Here is a 22,331-nt window from a genome sequence, read left to right on the forward strand (position 1 = left end):
GCTGGGGCCTGGCGATGAAGAAAGCTTGCATGAGCAAGCATCTTCCTGTCAACCGCTGAGCTCAGGCGGCCCTCAGGGCTTCCGTGGAGACGCCTGCGGAGGGCGCGGCGGCGAGCCGGCTGTAGGCGAAGGCCGCCGAGACCAGGGCCATGTGGTGGTGCCATCCCGGATAGGATCGCCCCTCGAAGTCCCTTAACCCGAAGCCCCGTTGGAGCCTGGCCACGGCCTCGTCGGCGGCCGTGCGGCGCTCCGCGCAGGCGAGCAGCTGCTCGGCCGGACGGTTCACCATGTTGGTGATCCAGAGCTGGTCCTGCTCCTTGGCGCGCAGCGCGGGCCGGGCGAACAACCGGTGCAGCCGAGCCCGGCCGGCGGCCGCGGTCACCCCGGGCACCTGCACCAGGCCGCCCCGGTCCCCCGCCCGGCCGGACCCCGCCGGATCCCCCCCTCCGCAGTCGGAGAGGATGCGGGCCGCGGGCATCAGCGCCCGGCCGGAATTGCAGGCGCGGACGTCCAGCGGGGCGAGCGCGAATCCGTGCGGAACGGCCAGCACGAATTCCAGCCCCCGTTGGTTGAGCCCCTCGGCGATCAACGCCGGGTCCAGGTAGCCGTCGAGGTCCACCACCAGCGGCACGGACCCGTGGCGCGAGCGGCCCACCGTCAGGTCCACCAGCCGGAGGATCTCCTCCCCGGTGGTGGCCGCGACGGCGGACGGGATCCGGGCCTGCTCGCGCAGCGGCGCGGTGGTCCAGGACTCGGGGAGCAGCAGCCGCCAGCCGACTGGGAGGTCACCGGCCTCGGTGGACATGAAGACGGCGGTGCCCACCTGGCAGTTGACGGTCCGTCCGGCGCCGGGGACGAAACGGCGGTGCACGCCGCAGGACTTGTCCCCGCGCTTGGGCAGGACCACCGGGGCGACCGTCCAGGCCAGGGGTCTGGCCCGGTCCTCGGTCCACTGTCTCAGCCGGTCGAGGACCGGCTCCCAGCCCCAGGGGCTCTCGTTGACGAACTGGTGCAGCGCCTGCGCCGCGGTGGGCGACTCGCCGGCCAGCTCGGCCAGGCGGCGGACGGACTTCTTCCCGGAGGCACCGAGGAGGCCGTACACATACGCGTGCGCCCACCTGCGCTGGTCGGATCTGCGGAAGTGGGCGAACAGTTGGTCCGTGAACTGGGCGACGGGATCCCGCCTGCTCATGTCGTCGATCCCTCCTGTGACTGCGGAAACGCGGCGTCAATTCGGGCTTCCCACACAGTAAAGAACGTCCACGCAGTTTTCCACCGGCGAAAAGTAGCGCGTCCACTCCGTCACATCGGAATGGACGGCAGCTCCCCTTTTCGATGAGGTACCGGACCTGGTCCGTCAGCACGCGGCACCGGCAAACCGACCGACCGGCCCGGAAACTTGCATGAGCATGTATCATTTGCCAGGACCGCAGCACCCCCAAGGGAGGCACCATGGCGAACTCTCCACCCGTGTCCCTGCCCACCTCCGACCACGCGGTGTGGAACCGCGTCCTGACGCTGCACACCTACGTGGAGCGCGAGTTGGCACTGGCCCTGCAACGCAGGCACGGCATCGGACTGTCGGAGTACCGCTCCCTGGAGCACCTCCAGCACTCCGCCACCAGCGAGCTGCGCATGCAGGACCTGGCCGACAAGGTCGGCCTCGGTCAGTCCTCGGTGACGCGCCTGGTCGGGCGCCTGGAGACGGCCGGCTTCGCCTTCAAGGACCTGTGCCCCTCGGACAAGCGGGGCGTCTACGCCGTCATCACCGACGAGGGCCGTCAGCGCTACCAGGCGGCCAGGGCCACCTACGCGGAGGTGCTCTCCTCCGCACTGAACACCTTCACCGCCGACCCCGCGCTGGGCCCCACGGTCCAGGCGCTGCGCGCGGCCCAGGGCTGACCGCCCGGCCCTGCGCCCCCGACCCCGAACGCTTCGGCGTTCGGGGTCTTTTATTTGCATGTGCAAGTTGAGTGGCCCGCGTCACAACCACTTCGCCAAGTGGATGCTTGACCAAGCATGTACCTGCTCGGCTAACTTTTCTCTCGACAGCGCACGATTCGAACAGCCGGACGGCACACCAGCTGCCGGAGGCTGCGACTGCGAGGAATCCCGCCGTGCCATCGTCCCGCCTCGCCGAGACCGTCGCCTCCCACGGCCGCACTCGGCCCCACCAGATCGCCCTCCACCACCACGACCAGGCCGTGACCTACGGCCAACTGCTCGATCTCACACAGGAGTTGAGCAGGAAGCTGGCGCAGCTGGCACTGCCGGAAGGCAGCACCGTCTGCGTGCCGGCCCACAAGACGCCGCGCACCGTCGCCCTGCTGCTGGCCCTGGCCGGCCGGGGGCACGTCGCCCTGGCCCCCTCCCCCGACCTCGGCGGCGAGGTGCTCGACCGCCTCGCCCGGCAGGCCCGGGCGGTGCGGGTGCTCACCGCCGAGGAGAGCGGCGGCCTCACCGCCGCCCCGGTCGCGGCGGACGAGCGGGAGGCCGCGGGCTTCACGGCGCCGGACCCGGCCCGGACCAGGCTGCTGCTGACCACCTCCGGCTCCACCGGCACGCCGAAGATCGTGCCGATCGGGCAGGACGGCTTCGAGTCCTTCGCCGACTGGGCCACCGAGGAGTTCGGGCTCTCCGCCCACGACACCGCCCTGTCCTACGCACCGCTCAACTTCGACCTGGCCCTGCTGGACGTCTGGGCCTTCCTGCGGCTCGGCGCCACCGTGGTCCTGGTCGACCGCCGGCGCTCCACCGAGGGCGAGCAGCTGGCCGGCCTGGTCGCCGGACACGGCGTCAGCTTCCTGCAGGGCGTGCCGATGCTGTACCGGCTGCTGCTCGAACGGCCCGGGGTCTTCCCGACCGTCCGGCACGCGGTCTTCACCGGCGACCGGATGCCGGCCGAGCTGCTCGGCCGGACCGCCCCGGCCTTCCCCCGGGCGGCGTTCCACAACGTGTTCGGGTGCACCGAGACCAACGACTCCTTCATCCACCGGCTGGACCGCGCCGACCTGTCCGGCCCGATGCCGATCGGCCGGCCGGTCCGCGGCACCGACGCCCTGGTGCTGGCCCCGGACGGCCGGCGGATCACCGGCGCCGGCAGCGGTGAACTGCTGGTCACCACACCGTTCCAGACCACCGGCTACCTGCGCCGGGAGCTGAACGCGGCGGCCTTCACCGAGCTCGACGGCAAGGTCTTCTACCGCACCGGGGACATCGTCAGCCGGGGCACCGACGGCCGGTACTTCCTGGAGGGGCGCGCGGACTGGCACGTCAAGGTCCGCGGCATCCGCACCAACCTCCAGGAGGTGGAGAACGTCATCGCCGCCCACCCGGACGTCGCGGAGGCGGTGGTCGTGCCGCTGCCCGACCCGGAGGCCGGGGTCCGCCTGCACGCCCACGTCACCCACCGGCCCGGCAGCACGCTCACCGGGCTGCGGCTGCGCACCCACCTGGGGCGGCACCTGCCCCGGCACGCCATCCCCAGCTCGGTGCACGTCACCGGCACCGCCCTGCCCCGTACCTCGACGGGCAAGCCCGACCGCAACCTCATCAAGCAGGACCGCCTGAAGGAGAGCGAAGCATGAGCAGCACCGAGATGGCCGACGAGGTCCGCGCCTACGTCGCGGCCGAGTTCCTGGCCGGCGAGGACGCCTCGGACCTGACCGGCGACTACGACCTGATCGAGTCCGGGGTGCTCCACAGCCTGGGCCTGGTGCGCCTGCTGTCGCACTTCACCGAGACCTACCGACTCCCGGTCGACGAGCTGGACTTCACCCCCGACGACTTCCGGACCATCGACTCGATGGTGGCGCTGATCCTCGAGCACCGCCCCGCCACCGTCTGACGCACCACCAGCACCACCGGCACCCCCACCACCCACACGGAAACACCTTCCGCAGTTCCCCTGAGGAGAGACAGAGATGTTCGTTCGCAGCCTCGATGACATCGCCCCGGTCGAGTGGGGCAACGGCACCAGCCACCGCCTGCTCACCAAGTCGGACGGCATGGGCTTCGCCGTCGCGGACACCCTGGTGCGCAAGGGCACCTCCAGCGCGCTGCAGTACCGCAACCACCTGGAGGCCTGCTACTGCGTCGGCGGCTCCGGCGAGGTCGTGGAGAAGGACGGCACCCGCCACAAGATCACCAAGGGCACCATCTACGTCCTGGACCAGCACGACCCGCACTACCTGATCGCCTCGGACGACGAGGACCTGCTGCTGGTCTCGATCTTCAACCCGCCCATCGTCGGCACCGAGAAGCACGTCCTCTCCGAGGACGGGTTCTCGCAGTACTGATCCGTCCCGCCCCCGGGCCCGCCGCACCCCCGGCGGCGGGCCCGGGCCGCGCGACCCACCCGAGGAGCCGAGGAGCCCGACGTGACCGAGGACCTGTACCAGCTCACCGCACCCTGGGCGGACCGACTCAACGCCGACCTGGCGGCGGCGGACGCGGCCGGGGAGTTCCCGCACGACAAGTGGAAGGCGCTCCGGGAGAGCGGCCTGTTCCGCACCCACGTCGCCACCGGGTACGGCGGCGCGGGCCACGGCCTGACCGCCACCATGCGTGCCCTGGAGGGCCTCGGGTACGTCTCGCACGACGCCGGGCTCTCGTTCTCCGCCTCCACCCAGATCGTCTCGGTCGGCGTGCCGCTCCAACGCTTCGGCAGCCCGGAGTTGAAGGAGCACCACCTGCCCCGGATCGCCTCCGGCGAGGCGATCACCGCGCACGCGATCACCGAGGCCGGCGGCGGCTCGGACGCGATGAACCTGACCACCACCGCCCGCCGCGAGGGCGACCACTACGTGGTCGACGGCGGCAAGATGTTCATCACCAACGCACCCGTGGCCGACCTCTTCCTGCTCTACGTCCGCACCGGGAAGCCCGGCCCGTTCGGCCTCACCACCCTGCTGGTGGAGGCCGGCACCCCGGGCCTGACCGTCGGGCCCGCGATGGACAAGATCGGCCTGCGCACCAGCCCGGTCGGCACGCTGACCTTCGATCAGCTGCGGGTGCCGGTCCGTCAGCGGGTCGGCCAGGAGGGCATCGGCTTCCTGGTGCTGGACCACGTGATGAAGCGCGAGGTGCTGTTCGGCTTCTCGCTCACCCTGGGCGAGATGACCAGGCGGCTGGAGACCACCGTCGCCTTCGCCAAGGAGCGCCACCAGTTCGGCCGGCCGATCGGCGACTACCAGGCCGTCTCCCACAAGATCGCCGACATGAAGATCCGGGTCGAGACCGCCCGCAAGTGGCTGGCCGACACCGGCGCCAAGGTGGAGCGCAACGAGGACTCCGCCCTCGACCTGGCCGTCACCAAGACCGTGGTCTCCGAGGCCAACCTGCAGACCGCGCTGGACGCGGTGCAGATCCACGGCGGGCGCGGCGTGCTCACCGAGTACGGAATCGAGCGCGACCTGCGCAACTCGATCGCCGGGACGATCTACTCCGGCACCTCCGAGATCCAGCGCAACCGGATCGCCACCCTTCTCGGGCTCTGAGAGAGCTCACCGAGAGGGCCCTCCGAGAGGAACTCCCCGTCATGACCGAGCAGTTGGACCACCTCACGCTCCCCACCGCCTTCCTGGACCACCAGACGGAGGAGGTACAGGCCTTCGTCGACCACGCCGTCAAGGACCGCTCCGCCGACCCGGTCACCAAGGCGGTCGAGCTCTACTACGCCGTCCGTGACGGCGTCTTCTACGAGGTCTACGGCGCCCCGCTGACCCCCGAGGGCCTGCGCGCCTCGAACACCGTGACCACCAGGTCCGGCTTCTGCATGCACAAGTCGGTGCTCTACGCGGCCGCCGTCCGGGCCGTCGGCATCCCCTCCCGGCTGCTCTACAGCGACGTGCGCAACCACCTGGCCTCGCCCCGGCTGCTGGAGCACATCGGCAGCGACGTGTTCTTCCACTCCCTCACCCAGGTGCACCTGGAGGGGAGGTGGGTCAAGGCCACCCCGGTCTTCAACAAGCTGCTCTGCAAGCTCTACGGCATGCAGCCACTGGAGTTCGACGGCCGCACCGACAGCCTCTACCACCCGACCGCCGAGGGCGGCGGCTCGATGGAGTTCCTCACCGACCACGGCGCCTTCGACGACCTGCCCTACGAGTTCGTGCTGGCGAACATGCGCCGCAAGCACCCCAAGTTCCTGGACGAGTCCGGCACCGGCACCGTGTCCGGCGGACGGCTGGCCGACGAGGCCGCCACCCCCACCCGCTGAAGGAGACCGACGATGAGCAGCACTCCCCCGCCCGTCGACGGCTGGGACGCCTCCACCCGGATCGGCGTCGTCGTCCCGCACGCCGACGTCGGCCCCGAGGCCGAACTCCAGGCGCTCGCACCGGAGTCGGTGACCATCCACGGCTCGCGGATCCACTTCGCCGCGATGCGGGCCGGCGGCGAGATGGACGAGAAGATCCCGCACGACCCGATCCTCTCCTTCGTCCGGGCCCCCTACCTGGACCAGGCGGTGGAGCTGCTGGCCGCCTCGCCGCTGCACGCCCTCACCCTCGGGTTCACCTCCTCCTCGTACGCCCTCAAGGCCGCCGGTGAGCAGCAGCTGTACGAGCGGCTGCTGCCGGTCACCCGCGGCCTGCCGATCACCGGCACCACCAGGGCCGCCCGGGCCGCCTTCGACGCGCTCGGCGCCCGCCGGATCGCGATCGTCAACCCGCCGTGGTTCGACGACGCGCTCTCCACCCAAGGGGCCGACTACTTCGAGGAGTTCGGCTACCAGGTGATCCACCACGGCCCGTGCGGACTGCCCTCGAACCAGAAGGCGATCACCCCGGAGAACCTCTCCGCCTGGATCCGCACCACCGTCGCCGCGCACCGCCCCGACGCCGTCCTGGTGGCCGGCAACGGCATCCGCGCGGTGGGCACCGTCAAGCCGCTGGAGGAGGAGCTCGGCTTCCCCGTCCTGACGGCCAACCAGGTGCTGATGTGGCACGCGCTGCACCTCGCGGACGCCGCCCACCTGGCCGCCGCCGTCACCGACTACGGCCACCTGTTCTCCGTCACCCCCGAGGACGGCGCGGCATGAGCCTGCTCGACGCCCAGGCCTACGAGGCCGTCTTCGGCACCCCCGAGGGCGACACCTACCGCGTCCCGCTGGTCTGCTGGCGGGAGGACGGCGAGCACGTGCACGGGCTGGCCCTGATCAAGGGTCACCTGCGCCGGGTGGACCGGCTGCCGCAGTTCCTCCGCTACGCCGACCGCTCCGAGACCCGCACGGTCCCCCCGGTGACCGGCCCCGGGGTCACCACGCTGGCGACGGTCCGCCCGCTCTCGGATGCCCGGCTCTCCTAGTGCCGCGCCCGGCGATCCGACGTGGGACCGGATCGAGCCGTCCACACCGGCCGGTCCGGTCCACGGGTCGTCGCAGGAGAGACCCCTAGCCTCGGCCGCGGCGCTCGGAGGCCTCGCGGTAGCGCTGCATGAGCTCATCGAAACGGCGCCGGTCCTCCGCCTCGGCGGTCGCGGTGGCGAGCAGCAGGTCGTGGCCCGCCGGCAGGGCGGACAGGCCGTGCAGGGCGACCGCCCGCGTCAACGGCGCCCCCGCCGCGTCGGCCCTGGCCTCCGCCAGTGCCCGGTCGCCCAGGGCGGTTCGGTACCGCCAGTCCGGCGCGCACCGGAAGACCGAGCGCAGCGCCACGCCGAACAGGACCGTGTGCAGCAGCAGCGGCTGGGCGAGGTCCTCACCCCGAGCGGCCAACCACCACGCCGAGACCACTGCGGACAACAGCACCAGGACGGCCACCGCCCGGGCCACGGTTGCGCCGGGGCCGACCAGCCGCTCGTACAGCGCCCGGTCCAGCAAGAGCCCGCGGCGGACCAACTCGGCGTCCCGATCCGCCCCCCGGATCAGCGCCGCCTCCGCCACCGCGGTGATCCTGACCGTGCGGCTCGGCCCCGCGGCCTCGATCAGGGCGGCCTCCACCTCGTCACCGGGCACCGGGTCGGTCACCGTGACGGTCCCCTCGGGGGACGCCGTCAGCCGTCCCTGCTCGTGCATCACCACCAGGACGGTCGGCTTCACCGTCTGGGCCAGCCGGGCCAGTTGGTAGAGGTCCAGTTCACCGATGGCCTCGGCCTCCTTCTCCCGCTCGGCCCGGTACAGCTCCGCCACCGCCCTGCGGATCCACCAGCGGGTGAGGCTGACGACAGCCAGGGAGGCGACCAGGAGCACCAGGTACAACCGCACAACAACCCCCGGGATAGGACCACTTGGTGGGATCCGCCAGTGTGGGCGCGCCGGAGGCCCGCTGGCAAGGCGGCCCCCGGCGACGGGGCCGGCCGCACGCGCGTCTTGCCAGGAATCGCCGAGTTGCTCCCCTCACGGCGCCGGCGAGTCGGCTCCGGCACAATCGGCGCCATGACGGATCGGGTTAGAGCGGTGTTCGAAGCGGCGGGGTGCACGGGCGCGCTGTGCGTCCTGGAGGTCGACGGGGAGGGCGAGTTCGCGGTCGAGGCCGACGCGCCGGTGGTGGCGGCCTCGGTGAGCAAGGTGCAGATCGCGTTGGAGGCGGAGACCTGGTTCGCCGAGGGCCGGCTCGACCCGCGCGAGCGGGTGGTGCTGCGGGCCGGGGAACGGACCGACGGCCCGACCGGCCTCTCCCTCCTGGACGACGACGCCGAACTCTCCCTGCGGGACCTGGTGGTGCTGATGCTCACCATCAGCGACAACCCCGCCACCGACGAACTGCTCCGCCGGATCGGCACCGCCCCCGTCAACACCACCGCCGAACGGCTCGGCCTCACCTCCACCGTGCTCGACACCGACCTGCGGACCATGCTCGACACCGTCGGACAGGACCTCGGCCGGGCCGACTGGGCCGACCTCCAGCACTGGGCCCCCACCGCCACCCCCGAACAGCACACCGAGGCCGACCGGCTGCTGCTCGCCTCCCGCGCCCTGGACCCGGCGCGCTCCCCGCTGCGCACCACCCCGCGCGACATGGCCCGCCTGCTGACCCTGATCTGGACCGACCGGGCCGGGCCCGCCGCCGCCTGCGCCCGGGTCCGCTCGGTGATGGCCCGTCAGCTCACCCGCCACCGCCTCGGCAGCGGCTTCCGCCCACCCACCCGGGTCGCCGCCAAGAGCGGCAGCCTCTTCGGCGTCGTCCGCAACGAAGTCGGCGTGATCACCCTCCCCGACGGCCGCCACTACGCCGCCGCCGTCTTCACCCGCTCCGCCCCCGGCGCCGACGACGCCGCGATCAGCACCGCCATCGGCCGGTCCGCCGCCCTGGCCGTCGCCGCCCTCACCGGGGCCGCCTGACGCCCGTTGCCGCCGGGCGGGGTGCGGACCCCGTGAGAACCACCCGCGGCTCCGGGCGGTCGGCCTTCACGGGTGGTGTCCGACCGGCCGGTTGGTCGGGTTCACATCCGAGGGGGACGGCGAGGGTGGAGCCCCCGGGCTCGCTTCGGGCGGGACGTTTGGGCGATGGGGCGGGGGGAAGATAACGGCCCGGCCGTCGCTCGTCGTGACGGCCCGTCAGTGAGAGGAGTGCGGGTGCCGATCAAGGCGGTTCGCATCGGCCGGGGGTCGCGCCGTCGGCCGGTGCCCGCTGGGGCGCGGCGACGCCCCAGGCCGAGACCCACCAGGGCGAGGCCCGTGGAGTTGGAGCCCGGCGGGCCGGCGGGCCATCCGTCCGTTCGGGTGGCCGTCGGACGTGACGGCGGGTCGACGGGGCCGCAGCCGGTGGAGGTCAGGCTCCCGTTCGGCCGGGGCCTGGAGTGGGCGACACCGGAGTTGACCGTGTCGGGCGTTGCCACCTACCAGGGGCGCCGTTCGGCCGACGGGCTCGCCCTGGCCTTCGACGCGGTGGACCTCGGGGAGCCCGGCTCGGTGGTGGAACTGCGCGTCGCGGTGCAGGTCGGAGCCGACGTGGTCTTCCCGGGCGAGTGCGCCGTCGAGTTCGTCGTCGGCGGCCGGTCCGTCCCCTCCGCTCCGGTGCGGACCGCGGCGCCGCCCGGCCGGAGCCCGTCGCTCGAGGTGTCACCCTCCGACGGGTGGGAGAGCGTCCTGGTCCCCGGTGGCCGCCACGGCGAGCCGGGAGTGACGGTCCGGAGTCCGGCGGGTGCGACGGACGAACCGTCGACCGTCACCGTGACCCTTCCACCTGACCTCGACCTGGCCTGGGGGCGGGAGGATTCGCCGGGGCATGCCCATCTCCTGGCGATCCATCACGAGGACAGCTGCTTCGTCTTCTTCCGCCGCGGCACACCCCTGGCCGGTGGCCGCGCGCTCGTCTTCACCGGGGTCGAGACGGCGAGCAGCCGACCGGATCACCGGATCCATCTGTCGGTCGAGGTGCGGCGGTCGGCCACGGCTCGCCCCGGGCGTACGTCCCTGTTGTTCACCGTGGACGGCATCCCATGCGGTTCGACTCCCGTCGTGGTGACCGGCGACGGTCCGTAGGGGCTGGTGCGAGTTCAGCACGCGAGGAGCACACCCTTGCGGAGGAGGTCGGGCTTCGCCGGGCCGCACACCGGCCTCCTGGGCATCCCGTCAACCCGAAGAGCCGCCTCGCCGCAGCCTCTGCCACCACCGCCGCCACCCCGCCGGGCCGGCCACCGCAGGGCCCCGCCGACGACGGGAGGGGGCCTCGGCCTCCAGCAACCTGGGCAGGAACAGCTCCAGCCGCACCCGCTCGGCGACCACCACCTCCTGCTGCTCGTTGTACCTGACGGTCAGGGAGAAGTCGTGGACGGCGGAGCGGTCCGAGGCGATCGTGACGAGGAAGCGGTCGGCCTCGCCGCTCTGCACGAACTGGGAGAGGGGCACCGCGACCCGGTAGGTGCTGCCGGTGGACGGGAGCACCATCGAGTACCGGTGGGCGGGCGGCAGGTAGCCCCCGATCCTCGGCGAGCCGTCGTCGGTCAGGTCCAGACGGCCCCGCACCGGGTTCGCCGTACGGACCGGGGCGCCGTCCGGGCCCGGGTGGGTGTATTCGAGGATCCCCTCGACGAAGGCCTGGCCCCGTTCGGCGAAGGTGCCGAGGGCGGCGTCCAGTTGCGCCCGTCCACTCGCCGAGCGACCGGCCGGGCCGGCCAGGTGCCTGATGGCTCCCGGGTCGGCACCGCAGGACCGGAGGGCGTCGGCCACGGGCCACTGCGTACGGCGCCGCCCGCTCCGCCCGGTGCCCTCGACGAGATCTGCGGAGCGCAGCACGAACGGACCGCCGACCGGCCGGGACGCTCCCGGAGCGGCGAAGAGCGAGAAGGTGAGGGTGCAGTCCTCCATCTGTCCCCAACCGTCGTTCCGCAGGACGATGTCCATCACGTCGTACTGGAGGACCGGGACGGCCCGCAGGTCCGGCTCGGAGGACCTGACCTCCAGGACCGCCTCGTGGAGCAGCACGGCTTCTGCGGTGTTGTTGACCACCTTGACATCCAGGACCGGCCACCGGTGGTTCCGCCAACTGCCCTCCAGCAGTTCGCCCGCGTGCACGCGGTCCAGGTAGTCGTCCACCGGTCGGATCCTCCTGCGCTGCGCCGTTCCTGACATCTCGTAGGACAGGGCGAACGCGGGTGCCCCGTCGGGCGTGATGCCGAGGACCACGGTCGGCCGGGCGGGCCCGGGCGGATCGGGTCTGGGGGTGAGGTGGATGCCGCCGTGGACCGTGGTGGCGTTGATGGTGACGGGGCCGGTGCTCCCGAAGCGGTTCAGCCCTGCGTCCGCTCCGGCCGGGTAGGGGAGTTGATCACGGCGCCTCCGTTGATCACCCCGGCGGCGATCGAGCCCGGCATGCTGCGGATCTCGACGTCACCGCCCACCGACAGGCTCCCGTCGCCGCTGGAGACACCGCCGTCACCCGACGGGGTACCGGCCAGCAGCGCCCTCAGCTCCTCCGCCGCCCGCTCGCGCTGGGCGGCGTCCTGCACCGCCGCCAGTGCGGCCTCGAACCGGGCCCGCCAGAGTGCCTCCTGGCGGGCGGTCACTTCGGTGAGCTGCTCGGGCACTGCCTCGCCCAGCAACCGCGCGGTCTCGTCGAGGAGTTCGAGCTCACCCGGAACCCGAGTGCCGTCCGATCGGCCGAACCATCCGGCCACCCGTGCCCTCGTCCCGGTCCACGCATCGGTGACAGCGGCCTGCACCACCGCCGCGCCCCCGGCTGCGGCCAAGGCCGCCAGAGCCTCCGTCAGCACCGTTCCTCCTTCGGTCCATCCGCTTGACTGCGTACAGACGAATCATAGAACAGCCCCACCCACCAACCTCCGTCCCCTGTCCGGTGATTGGCGGTCCGGAACCCGGCGGGTCAGTGGCGGTGGTGGTTGTCCGGCTGGGCCGGGTCGCCGGGGTGTTCCAGGCCGGGGACGAGGGTGAGGCGGGTGGCCCGGGCCTGGTCGAGCCAGCGGGCGAAGGTGAGGCGGCGGGCGGCTCCGAGCGGGTCGGCGGTGGGGGTGGTGGCGGGGCGGGAGCGCAGGCCGACCAGGGTGGCGGTCCAGCCGTCGGTGGTGACCTCGGTGCCGGGTGGGGCGGCGCGCAGGGCGGCGGCGAGGGCGGTGGGGAGGGTGTCCGGGTCCGCCTCGAAGTCGCCGTCCGGGGTGGAGAGTTGCCAGCGGGGCGGGGCTGTGTGCGGGGGTGGTGGGGGCGGGGCCGTGACGGTGGCGGTCACCGCCGTGTAGACCGCGCGGACGGCGGGGCTGCCCTCGAAGGCGGCGGCGGTGATGGAGCCCAGCTCCACGGCCGCGCGCTGGTCCAGCCGGACGGGGCCGGGTTCGGCGAGGTCGAGGCCGCGCTCGGCGGCGACGGCCGCGCAGAGCTCCTCGGTGAGCAGTACCTGGGCCACCCAGCGGGTGAGTTGGCGGTCCTCGGCGCTGCCGGGTGCGGGCAGGGCGGAGGCGCGCGGGCCGGAGCGCAGCGCCGCCAGGCGGCGGTCCAGGCCGGTGCGCGGCAGGGGCCGGCCGTCCAGCAGGCCGAGGACTCCGGGGGCGCTCACGGGGTCACCACCACCTCGACGGTCGGTGCGTACTGGCAACGGCCGTACCACATCACCTTGGTGACGGCCCAGAAGGTGCCGGGCGGGGCACCGGGCGGCGCGACGACGGCGAAGACCGCCTCGGTCTCGGCGCCGGCCGCGACCCGGAAGCCGCGCACCGGGTCGGGCAGCAGCTCCCAGCTGCCCCAGGGCGAGACCAGTTGGAGCTCGCCGCGGATCTCGCCCCGGGTGCGGTTGGCCAGCCGGACCACCAGCTCGGCCCGGCCGCCGGGGGCGACCCGTACCGACTCCGCGGCGACGTCCACCGTCAGCCCGGTGTCCCGGCCCTCGGTGGCGGTGGTGCCCTCGATCAGAGAGAAGTCCTCGGGCAGCGGGCCGGGTGCGGGCGGCTCGACGCCGACGGCCACCGTGCAGACGTCCTCGACGAGTTGACTTTGGTGCTCGGTCCGGACCGCCGCGAAGTACAGGCCGGGCGCGGCGTCGGCGGGCGGGGTGAGGGTGACCGGGAAGCGGAGGTGGCCGGAGGCGGCGAGGCGGTACGGGCGGCGGCGCGGGGTGGCCTGCCAGCCGTCCGGGGGGATCACCTCGGCGGTGCCCTCCACCTCGGCGTCCACCAGCTGGGAGGCGAGCACGGCGGAGAGCTCGACCGGGGCGCCGTCCGTGACCGGGGCCAGGCCGGGCGTCAGGCCGACCGAGACCGGGAGGTAGCCGAGCGGGGCGGGGCCCCGGTTGTGCAGCCAGTAGCGGGAGTGGACGGGTTGGGCCGCCTCCGCGACCGGGCCGAGCGGAGGGCCGCCGGGAGCGGCGGCGGCCGGACGGGCCGTCAGGGTGGCGATCTCGGAACCGTCGAGGAGCAGGGGCAGGGCAGCCGGGGTGAGCGGGCGTTCCAGCAGGTCGGCCCGGTGCGGCTCGGCCAGGGTGAGTGCGCCGGAGAGGGTGGCCCGCCGGCCGAGGCCGGTGGACTCGACCAGGCGCAGCGTGACCCCGGCCGCCGGGTCGGCGGGCGCGGCCGAGCCGTGGGCGTGCGGGTTCCCGGTCGGCTTGAGGGTGCCGAGCCGCACCTCGCGCTGCGGTTCGACCCGCAGCCAGGAGTGGTGGGCGGGCAGGGTGCCCGCCCGGGCCGGGAGCACGGTGGGCAGCAGCGGGTGGTTGAACTCCTGCCCCTGGGAGGGGAGGTGGAGGGCCCGCCAGTCGCCCTCGCCGGAGACCAGGGCGTAGTCGAAGTGGTGGGTCCAGTGCTGGAGTTGGAAGGAGGAGCCGTCCGGGGCGGTGCGCCGGGGCGGGTCGATCCAGACGCCGGAGGGCCAGCCGGTGCAGGAGCGCAGCAGGGAGAGGTGCAGGGCGCCGGTCGGGTCCACCGCGAAGCCGGGCATGCCGCGGTTGAGCAGGGCCACGGTGTGGTCGGTGAGGTGCTCGGCCTCGGGCAGCGGTCCGTCGGGGCTGACGGCCTCGATCACCGCGCCGTCGAGTGGCACCGAGGCGGGGTCGGCCAGGATCAGGGCGGGCAGGGCGCGCAGGCCGCGCAGGTCGGCGTTGGGCTGCCAGGCCTCGCGCAGCGGCTTGTGCGCGGGCACCCAGACCCGGCCGTGCGCGGCCAGTACCTCCGCGTACCCGCTCCCGGCCCCGTCCAGCAGCTCCCGGGCCAGTGGGTTGGCCTCGGGGCCGCCGAGGACGATCCGGACGTCCGGGAGGTTGGAGTCCACCTCCAGCCAGCCGTAGCGCGCCCAGTCGGCGCCGGCGGTGGTCGCGGTGACCCCGCAGCGGGCCAGTGCGATCACCAACTCCCGTGACTCACCGGCCCGTTCGAGTGAGGGGACGACCACCTCGGCCACTCCGACCGCCCGCTCCCCCAGGGCCGAGCCGTCCGGGGCGGTGAGCCGCACCCGGGCGGTGGAGCCGAGGCCGAACCAGGTGTTGGCGGGGTTGTCGAGCGTCCACGGCGCCTCGGCCACGTCCACGTCCGGCAGGGCGAAGCCGCGGCCGATCACGGCGTCGGCCACCTCGCTGACCGGCAGGGTGCCGGGCAGGTCGACCGGGAAGCGGACCCGGAGCAGGCGGTCGGCGCCGCGATGGTCGACCACGGTGGTGCGGAAGTCGATCCGGTCCTCGCCCGCCCAGAGGGTGACGGTCTGCCGGTGGGTCAGGCCGTCGACCTCCCCGGTGACCACCAGGCGCTCCCCCAGCGGTCCGGTCTCGCGCCGCACCTCGGCGGGGTGCTCGGCGGAGCCGGTCACCGGGCCCTTGGGCAGCAGGTGCCAGGGGCCCTCGCCGAAGTCGGGGTGCTGCGGGTACTCCTGGTAGACCCTCAGTTCGTTCCCGGGGCGGCCGGGTTGGAGCAGCTCGCGGTCGTGCAGCAGGTCCCGGACGCTGCTCAGGGCCCCGCCGCGCGCCGGGTCGGCGGTCACCCGGTACCGCGCGTTCGCGGCCGAACGGCCCTCGGCCTCCGACCAGAGCGCCGGGGCCTGCGGGCCGGGCAGCAGCCGCCAGGTGCGCCAGCCGAGTGCCGGGACCCGCTCGGCCCGGAACCAGAGCTCGCCGTCCCGGACGGCGCAGGGCAGCTCGGCGCCGCCGTCCTCCGCCACCAGGCGCCCGCCGGTCACGCCCTCCGGCAGCGGGACCCGCAGCACGCCGGAGCGGTCGAAGGAGAGCGTGTTGGTGACCAGCACGGCCAGCCCCTCGCCCCGGGTGTCGACCGCCCCGGTGAGGGCGGCCAGGGCCGTGTCCCGCACCCCGGCGGCCAGGTCGTGCGCCTCCCGCCAGCCCCCGGACAGGTCCAGGTAGACCTGGTCGGACTCGGAGCCGGTGACGGCGTCGTGGTGCGCGCCGTAGGCGAGGTGGCGCCAGACCTTGTCCAGGGCGGCGGCGGGGTAGCGGCCCAGGCCCTGGAGGGCGGCCAGGGTGGCGAGCTTCTCGGCGTCCAGGGCGGCCGTCTCGCCGGCCCGCTGGGCCTGCTTGGTGTCGATGTAGGAGACGTCCTTGCCGGTGTAGACCGGGTTCATGTCCCGGCTCTGCGGGCTCAAGGTCCTTCCGGTGGCGGCGAGTTCGGCGCGGACGGCGTCCAGGAAGTCGCGCGGGGTGCCGCAGACGAAGCGCGGCCAGAGGTACTTGGCGGCCCAGGAGCGGTGGATCTCGGTGACCCACTTGTTGGGCGGGGTGTAGTCGGTGCCGACCGGCAGCAGCAGGTTCCTGGTCGCGCCGACGGGCTTGAGCTTGCGGTAGAGCTCGTACACCGCCCGCTCGGCGGCGGCCAGGTCGGGCGAGCTGTCCATCCACCAGCCGGCCGAGTAGTGGTGCGGCATGTAGTGGGTGAGCACGCCGCGGCCCGAGGGCGAGAGCCACTCGAACTCGCTGGGGAACTGCATCACCGTGGCGTCGTCCTTGGCCTCCTTGAAGTTCTTCTGGATCGGCCCCCACTGGTGGAACGGCCCGCGGGCCCAGGCGCTGCCGGTGAGCCCGGCCTCGGCGAGCAGCCCGGGGAACTGCGGGTCGTGGCCGAAGACGTCCAACTGCCAGGCGGTGCGCGGGTCGCCGCCGAGGACGTCGCGCTGGTAGCCGATGCCGTAGAGGACGTTGCGGATGGTGGTCTCGGCGCCGGTGAGGTTGGTGTTGGGCTCGTTGTAGGTGCCGCCGACCAGCTCGACCCGGCCCTCCGCCAGCAGTTGCCGCAGCTCGGCGCGGCGCTCGGGGTGGAGGTCGAAGTAGGGCTTGAGGTAGTCGACCTCGGCCAGCACGAAGCGGTAGTCCGGGTCGCGCAGGGCGAGTTCGAGGTGGGCCTCCATCAGGGCGAAGCCGTTGCGCTCCCAGAGGGGGCGGGTGGTGGCGTCCCCGGCGAGCAGCTCCCAGGGGGAGGTGTAGGCGGCCTGGGTGTTCCACCAGACCGGGTCGTAGTGGAAGTGCGAGACCATGTACATGGTCCAGCCGGGCTCGGCGACCTCCACCGTGGTGGTCACCGAGGCCTCTCCGGCCCGTACGGTGACCGGGAGTTCGGTTCCCGCCGGGAAGGCGGTGAGGTCGAGCGGGACCTCGACCGTCCCCGTGCCGGCCGCGGCGCCCTCGACCCCAGGCCCGGTCACGGTGACCACGGCGGGCGGCCCGTCCAGGGTGACCCGCAGGAGCTGGCGCGGGGCCTCGGCGGTGCCGGTGAACAGGTCGGTGGACTCGACGGCGGTGATGCTGACCGGCACGGGGCTGGTCCTCTCTCTCGTCACCTCGGAAGCGGACGGGGCATCAGGAGCCCCAGGCCTCGAACTCGTAGATCCGGGCGGCCGGGTCGGTGCTCTGGGTCGGCTTGGTCACCACCAGCCGGACGTACCGGGCGGTGAGGTTGACGGGGTGGGTGGTGGTGCCGGCGGTGTTGCCGGTCACCGTGACGGCGGTGCTCCAGGGGTCGGTGGTGGCGTTGCGGACCTGGACGGTGAAGTCGCGGGTGTTGTAGCCCGCGCTCTCGCCGCCCGCGCCCGCGTGCTTGACCACGAAGCCGGAGAGCGGCTTGGCGGCGCCGAGGTCCACCTCCAGCCACTTGCTGCTGGTGAGGGTGCACCACTTGTCGCTGTTGCCGCCGGTGACGCTGCCGTTGACGGCCTTGGCCGGGCCCTCGTTGGCGTTGCAGGTGCCCGAGGCGGTGGCGGGACGGTTGAGGGCGAGGTTGGTCTGCGGGGTGGTGCCGCTCCAGCTCACCGTGGTGGTGGCGGCACCCGAGCGGCCGTACTCGGTGGAGACCGCCTCCACCTCCAGGGTGGTGGTGGTCTCGGTGCCGGCCCGGTCCAGCCGGGGCGCGAACAGCGCGTCGTTCGGGGTCGCGCCGAGCAGGGCGCGGCTGCCGTCGGCGTTGCGCCGGTACACCTCGTAGTGGTGCACGGGGGCGCCGCCGGAGGAGGCCGTCCAGGCCAGGCGCAGCGACTTCTGCGAGGCGGAGACGTCGGTGGAGCCGAGCACCGTCAGGCCGGAGGGCGCCGCGGGGGCGTCCACCGCACCGTCGTAGACCGCGAGCTGACCCACCTTCACATCGTAGGAGGTGGCGCTGCCGGTGACCTGGAGGCCGAGCTGGGCGATGGTCCGTCCGGCGTGGGCCGACAGGTCCAGGGTCTTGCGTTCCCAGCCGGTGCCGGTGGTGGCGCCGAGGTCGAGCGGGACGAAGGTGGTGGGGGCGTCGGTGAAGGCCACCGCCGCCTTGAGGCCGGCGGCTCCGGCGGCCGGGGTCTTCAGCACCACCGAGAGCTTGGTGTCGGCGGCCACCGGCAGGCGGGTCTGGTAGAGACGCAGGGTGTTGACGGCGTCCAGCCTGCCGGTCAGGCGCAGCGAGGAGCCGCCCTCGTAGGCGTCGGTGAAGTCGACCGAGGGGGTGAGCTTGCTGCCGGTGGAGGAGACCAGCCAGCGGTAGGTGGGCGGGACGTCCTGGAGCGAGAGGTTGTTCCAGCCGGTCGGGCTCACCTGTGCCCCGGCCGAGTTCCAGAAGTCGCCCTGGCCTCCGTTGAAGGAGGTGACGAAGGGTTTGGCGGTGACCGGGGAGGACTCCGGCACGTAGGTGGCCAGGCCCTTCCAGGACGAGGAGGTGGTGGTGTTGGACGGGTCGCCGTTGGCACCGTCCCAGTAGCGGGCCTCGCGGGCGTGCGAGTCGGCCCGGGAACCGGAGGAGTTGTACGTCCACTCGGGGCGGTAGAGGCCGAGCGAGGTGGTGTGCGGCTGCCCGGCCGGGAAGAGCGAGGCCCAGTCCACCGAGGTGTTGTAGCCGTTGGCCTCGGTGTCGATGCCGGAGTAGAGCTCGTACTCGGTGCGGCCGAGCGAACGGGCCAGGTTCTTCGAGGAGTTGAGGCCCGAGGAGCTCCAGTTGAAGTTCAGGAACATCGAGTCGGAGGTGCGCTGGGCGCCCTCCTGGAGGAAGGCGTCGTTGGCCGAGGTGAGGGCGTTCTGCCAGCTCACCGAGCCGCCCTCGGTCATCGCGTCGTACCACATGAAGTCGACGGCGCCCTTGGACCTGGCGTAGCGCATGGTGTTGCGCACCTCGGTCGCCAGGGTCGAATCGCCGCCGCCGGTCTCCTGGTTGACGAACCATCCGTCGAAGCCGTACTGCTGGGCGACCTGCACCAGCTTGTCGGCGACGGGATAGGTGGAGCCGGACTTCTGCACGAAGTCGCGCACCCACTGGAGCTGGCCGCCGTAGGCGGCGGGCGGGAAGAAGACGGTGCCGTAGACCTTGACGCCGTTGCGGTGGGCGGCGTCGATCACGGTGGAGTTGGGGGCCAGGATCAGGCCCTCGGAGGCGGAGCCGCCCCAGAACACCAGGGTGTCGACGTACTGCCAGTGGCTGAAGGCGTAGTAGTTCGTGGTGGCGGAGCCCTGGGAGGGGTTGTTGGAGGTGGGCCCGAAGGAGACCAGCGAGACCACCTTGCCCTCGCCCGCCCTGGCGTTCGGGTTGGCCTTCAACTGCGGGTCGGAGACCCGGGGTTGGAGCGGCACCTTGGAGCGGTTGAAGCGGGCGTCCGGGTCGGTGGCCGGGTCCCAGGTCAGGATGGTGCTGGGGTGCCAGTAGGACGCGTAGGGCTGGTTCCCGGCGGCGGCCGCCACCGGGGCCGCGTCGGCCGCCGCGGGTACGGCCAGTGCGGCACTGCCGAGGGCGGCGCTGAGCAGCAGGGGCAGGAGGGTTCGTCTCATCCGAGTGCTCCGTTCCGGCGCGGGGACGCCGAGAGGGTGGGGTGCGGATGGCGCTGTGGCCCGGCGGCGAGGGCGTGCGGCCGGGCTGGGCGGGAACCTAAATCGCTTTAGCTGTTCCTGTCAAGAGCGCTCGGGTGCGCAGACCGCCGTGCTCTCCCGGACCACCAGGCGTGGCGTGGGCATCTGCAGCACCACCTGCCGGCCCGGTTCGTCCACGGCCGAGAGCAGGGTGCGGGCCACCTGCTCGCCGAGCGCGAAGGTGTCCCGGGTCAGCACGGTGAGCGCGGGGTGGACCACCCGGGTCAGCACCGAGTCGTCGAAGGAGACCACCGAGAGCTCGCCGGGCACCGAGACGCCCATCTCGGCCGCCACGCCCAGCCCGGCCAGCGCCATCACGTCGCTGTCGTAGACCAGCGCGGTCGGCCGGGCCGGCCTGGCCAGCAGCGCCCGGGTGGCCGCCGCGCCCTCGGCGTCGCTGAAGTCGGTGGGCACCGAGACCGCCTCCAGGCCGAGCCGCTTGGCCGCGTCCCGCACGGCCCTGATCCGGCGCTGCGTGTGCTGGAAGGCCGGCAGGCCGGCCAGGTGGGCGATCCGGCGGTGCCCGAGGGCGGCCAGGTAGTCCACGATCGAGAGCATCGCCTCGCGGTCGTCGGCCCAGACGCTGGAGAGCGTGCCGTGGCCGCCGGGGCCGCCCAACACCACGGTGGGCAGGGCGAGTTCCTCCAGCACGGCGATCCGGCGGTCCCTGGTCTGGAGGTCGACCACCACCAGGCCGTCCACCCGGTGCTCGGAGGCCCAGCGGCGGTAGACCTCGGTCTCGGCCGCGGTGTCCTCGACCACCATCAGCTCCAGCGCCACCGAGCGGGCGGAGAGCCCGGCCTGCAGGCCCGACAGCAGCTGGGCGAAGAACGGCTCCACCCCGATGGTCCGGGCCGGCCGCGCGATCACCAGCCCGACCGCCCCGGCCCGGGCCCCGCCGAGCGCCCGCGCGGCGCTGTGCGGACGCCAGTTCATCCGCTCCGCCACCGCGAGGATGCGCTGCCTGGTGGCCTCGCTCACCCCCGGCCGTCCGTTCAGCGCGAACGAGACCGCGCCCTTGGAGACCCCCGCCTCGCGGGCGATGTCGGCAATCGTCGGTCTGCCCATCGAACCTGACCTCTCTCTTGACACCGGAGTCTAGCCAGGAGCATGCTCCCCGACGTCACTAGACCGGTTTAGGTCGACCGGCAATCGGGGGGCAGGTGAAGGAGCGGCGTTGGGGTGCGTGGCTCGGCGGCGCCGAGGAGGGAGTCCATGCGGAGCATCGGCGACCGACGAGAAGCCGGCGAGGTGCGTGCCCCGGCGTCGCGACGCTGCCCCCCGATTGCCGGCCGGCCTCTGCAAGCTCCTCTTCCACCCCTCGGCAGGACGGACACCGGACCCTCATGAGACGAATCCGTGCGGCACTGGCCACCGCCGTGCTCGCCACCACGGCACTGACCGGCTGCGGCCTCAGCGACGACAGCACGAGTGCGGACACCGCCGTCGGCGGCGAGGTCAAGGGCAAGGTCTCGCTGCAGACCTGGGCGCTGAAGCCCAAGTTCACCGCCTACGTGCAGGAGGTGATCGACGGCTTCCGGAAGCAGTACCCCGGCACCGAGGTCGAGTGGCTGGACCAGCCGGGCGACGGGTACTCGGACAAGGTGCTCAGCCAGGCCGCGGGCGGCACGCTGCCGGACGTGGTCAACCTCCCGCCCGACTTCGCCCTCCCGCTCGCCAAGCAGGGCCTGCTGCTGGACCTCGCCAAGTCCGACCCCAAGCTGACCGGGGAGTACGTGGCCGGCGGCATCGACGCCTACCGCTTCCCCGGCCAGGACGGCGCCTACGGCTACCCGTGGTACCTCAACACCGACGTCAACTACTGGAACTCCGAACTGCTCGCCAAGTACGGCCTCGACCCGAAGAAACTCCCCACCACCCTGGACGAACTCATCGCCCAGGCACGGGTGTTCAAGGAGAAGGCGGGCGCCGACGCCTACCTGATGAGCCGCAAGCCGGGCCTCGGCGACCTGGCCAACGAGGGCGTGCCGATCATGGCCGCCGACGGCAAGAGCTTCACCTTCAACACCCCGCAGGCCGCCGCGCTGCTGGACAAGTACCGGTCCGCCTTCAAGGAGGGCCTGCTGCCGCGCGACGTGCTGACCGACAAGTACGCGGGGAACTCCAAGCTCTTCACCGCCGGCACCGTCGCCTGGACCACCGGCGGCGGCAACCTGATCACCTCGCTGGCCACCGACAACCCGACGCTCGCCCCCAAGGTGGTGCCCTCCGCCGCCTTCGGCACCCCGCCGCTCTACGTCCAGGGCGTCTCGGTGGCGAAGTCCACCAAGAACGCCCCGGCCGCGATCGCGCTGGCCCGCTGGGTCACCAGCCCGGAGAACCAGGCGAAGTTCGCCCACCTGACCAGCATCTTCCCCTCCACCAAGGCCTCGGCGGGCGACCCGTACTTCGCCAAGAGCGACGGCACCAACGCGAGCGACGCCAAGGTGATCGCCTTCACCTCCCTCGCCCGGGCCAAGATGCTCCAGCCCGTCCAGGTGCAGGACGCGATGAGCGACGTCATCAACCAGCAGATCGCCCTGGCGATCAGCGGGGACACCACCTCCCAGGCCGCCCTGGACACCGCGGTGGCCCGCTGCAACCAGCTGCTGAAGAACTGACCCCTCGCCAATTTCCAGTCGTCGCAGCCGGCGG

The 22,331-nt window shown here is 72.9% G+C and carries 19 protein-coding genes; 11 read left to right on the forward strand and 8 right to left on the reverse strand.

Translation table 11 applies throughout. From position 1 onward, the window contains the following. Nucleotides 1–61: 61 nt before the first annotated feature. Complete coding sequence (locus ACIA8O_RS17875) at nt 62–1,192, reverse strand: IS701 family transposase (RefSeq protein ID WP_396294786.1); 1,131 nt, start codon at nt 1,190–1,192, stop codon at nt 62–64. Nucleotides 1,193–1,452: 260 nt separating this feature from the next. Here ACIA8O_RS17875 and ACIA8O_RS17880 point away from each other — a divergent pair, with 260 nt between their 5' ends. The 8 genes from ACIA8O_RS17880 (at nt 1,453) to ACIA8O_RS17915 (ending at nt 7,308) form a co-directional block, all read left to right on the forward strand. Beyond that, complete coding sequence (locus ACIA8O_RS17880; protein ID WP_396294788.1) at nt 1,453–1,902, forward strand: MarR family winged helix-turn-helix transcriptional regulator; 450 nt, start codon at nt 1,453–1,455, stop codon at nt 1,900–1,902. Between the two features lie 215 nt (nt 1,903–2,117). Beyond that, on the forward strand, nt 2,118–3,587 hold the full coding sequence (locus ACIA8O_RS17885; protein WP_396294790.1) for an AMP-binding protein: 1,470 nt from the start codon (nt 2,118–2,120) through the stop codon (nt 3,585–3,587). Beyond that, the gene (locus ACIA8O_RS17890) at nt 3,584–3,847 is read left to right on the forward strand and encodes an acyl carrier protein (RefSeq protein WP_396294791.1); all 264 of its coding nucleotides are present in this window, start codon (nt 3,584–3,586) and stop codon (nt 3,845–3,847) included. The genes ACIA8O_RS17885 and ACIA8O_RS17890 overlap by 4 nt, the downstream gene beginning before the upstream one ends. Before the next feature lie 76 nt (nt 3,848–3,923). Continuing rightward, nucleotides 3,924–4,298 carry an ectoine synthase gene (locus ACIA8O_RS17895; protein ID WP_396294792.1) on the forward strand — a complete coding sequence of 125 codons (375 nt, stop codon included), beginning with the start codon at nt 3,924–3,926 and terminating at the stop codon, nt 4,296–4,298. Between the two features lie 81 nt (nt 4,299–4,379). Next, entirely contained in the window at nt 4,380–5,498 is a 1,119-nt protein-coding gene (locus tag ACIA8O_RS17900; protein WP_396294794.1) for an acyl-CoA dehydrogenase family protein, read from the forward strand. A gap of 41 nt (nt 5,499–5,539) precedes the next feature. Further along, nucleotides 5,540–6,220 (forward strand): transglutaminase family protein, encoded by a 681-nt coding sequence (locus ACIA8O_RS17905; RefSeq protein ID WP_396294795.1) that lies wholly within the window; start codon nt 5,540–5,542, stop codon nt 6,218–6,220. A 12-nt stretch (nt 6,221–6,232) separates the two neighbouring features. Beyond that, nucleotides 6,233–7,042, forward strand: a complete 810-nt coding sequence (locus tag ACIA8O_RS17910) for a maleate cis-trans isomerase (RefSeq protein WP_396294796.1) — start codon at nt 6,233–6,235, stop codon at nt 7,040–7,042. Continuing rightward, a complete protein-coding gene (locus ACIA8O_RS17915; protein WP_396294798.1) occupies nt 7,039–7,308 on the forward strand; it encodes a DUF6253 family protein in 270 nt (89 codons plus the stop codon). Before ACIA8O_RS17910 ends, ACIA8O_RS17915 begins: the two co-directional genes overlap by 4 nt. Before the next feature lie 85 nt (nt 7,309–7,393). On the opposite strand, the gene ACIA8O_RS17920 is transcribed toward ACIA8O_RS17915, so the two are convergent. After that, complete coding sequence (locus tag ACIA8O_RS17920) at nt 7,394–8,188, reverse strand: TIGR04222 domain-containing membrane protein (RefSeq protein ID WP_396294840.1); 795 nt, start codon at nt 8,186–8,188, stop codon at nt 7,394–7,396. A 186-nt stretch (nt 8,189–8,374) separates the two neighbouring features. On the opposite strand from ACIA8O_RS17920, the gene ACIA8O_RS17925 reads away from it, so the two are divergent. After that, nucleotides 8,375–9,280, forward strand: a complete 906-nt coding sequence (locus tag ACIA8O_RS17925) for a serine hydrolase (RefSeq protein ID WP_396294799.1) — start codon at nt 8,375–8,377, stop codon at nt 9,278–9,280. 480 nt (nt 9,281–9,760) lie between these two features. Further along, nucleotides 9,761–10,423, forward strand: coding sequence for a hypothetical protein (locus ACIA8O_RS17930; protein ID WP_396294800.1), 663 nt, complete (start codon nt 9,761–9,763; stop codon nt 10,421–10,423). A 90-nt stretch (nt 10,424–10,513) separates the two neighbouring features. Here the strand turns inward: ACIA8O_RS17930 and ACIA8O_RS17935 are convergent, their stop codons facing one another. From ACIA8O_RS17935 to ACIA8O_RS17960, 6 genes are all read right to left on the reverse strand, one after another. Further along, the gene (locus ACIA8O_RS17935) at nt 10,514–11,476 is read right to left on the reverse strand and encodes a hypothetical protein (RefSeq protein WP_396294801.1); all 963 of its coding nucleotides are present in this window, start codon (nt 11,474–11,476) and stop codon (nt 10,514–10,516) included. Nucleotides 11,477–11,670: 194 nt separating this feature from the next. Then, nucleotides 11,671–12,153 (reverse strand): hypothetical protein, encoded by a 483-nt coding sequence (locus ACIA8O_RS17940; RefSeq protein WP_396294802.1) that lies wholly within the window; start codon nt 12,151–12,153, stop codon nt 11,671–11,673. A gap of 110 nt (nt 12,154–12,263) precedes the next feature. Beyond that, complete coding sequence (locus ACIA8O_RS17945) at nt 12,264–12,947, reverse strand: hypothetical protein (RefSeq protein ID WP_396294803.1); 684 nt, start codon at nt 12,945–12,947, stop codon at nt 12,264–12,266. After that, the gene (locus tag ACIA8O_RS17950; protein WP_396294804.1) at nt 12,944–17,131 is read right to left on the reverse strand and encodes a glycoside hydrolase family 38 C-terminal domain-containing protein; all 4,188 of its coding nucleotides are present in this window, start codon (nt 17,129–17,131) and stop codon (nt 12,944–12,946) included. The genes ACIA8O_RS17945 and ACIA8O_RS17950 overlap by 4 nt, the downstream gene beginning before the upstream one ends. Before the next feature lie 43 nt (nt 17,132–17,174). Next, complete coding sequence (locus ACIA8O_RS17955) at nt 17,175–19,598, reverse strand: discoidin domain-containing protein (RefSeq protein ID WP_396294805.1); 2,424 nt, start codon at nt 19,596–19,598, stop codon at nt 17,175–17,177. A 120-nt stretch (nt 19,599–19,718) separates the two neighbouring features. Next, complete coding sequence (locus ACIA8O_RS17960; RefSeq protein ID WP_396294806.1) at nt 19,719–20,744, reverse strand: LacI family DNA-binding transcriptional regulator; 1,026 nt, start codon at nt 20,742–20,744, stop codon at nt 19,719–19,721. Between the two features lie 278 nt (nt 20,745–21,022). Between ACIA8O_RS17960 and ACIA8O_RS17965 the strand changes: the two genes are divergently transcribed. Beyond that, nucleotides 21,023–22,297, forward strand: a complete 1,275-nt coding sequence (locus ACIA8O_RS17965) for an extracellular solute-binding protein (protein WP_396294807.1) — start codon at nt 21,023–21,025, stop codon at nt 22,295–22,297. Nucleotides 22,298–22,331: the final 34 nt, after the last annotated feature.

The sequence above is a fragment of the Kitasatospora sp. NPDC051853 genome, from assembly GCF_044452665.1.
Lineage (GTDB): Bacteria > Actinomycetota > Actinomycetes > Streptomycetales > Streptomycetaceae > Kitasatospora.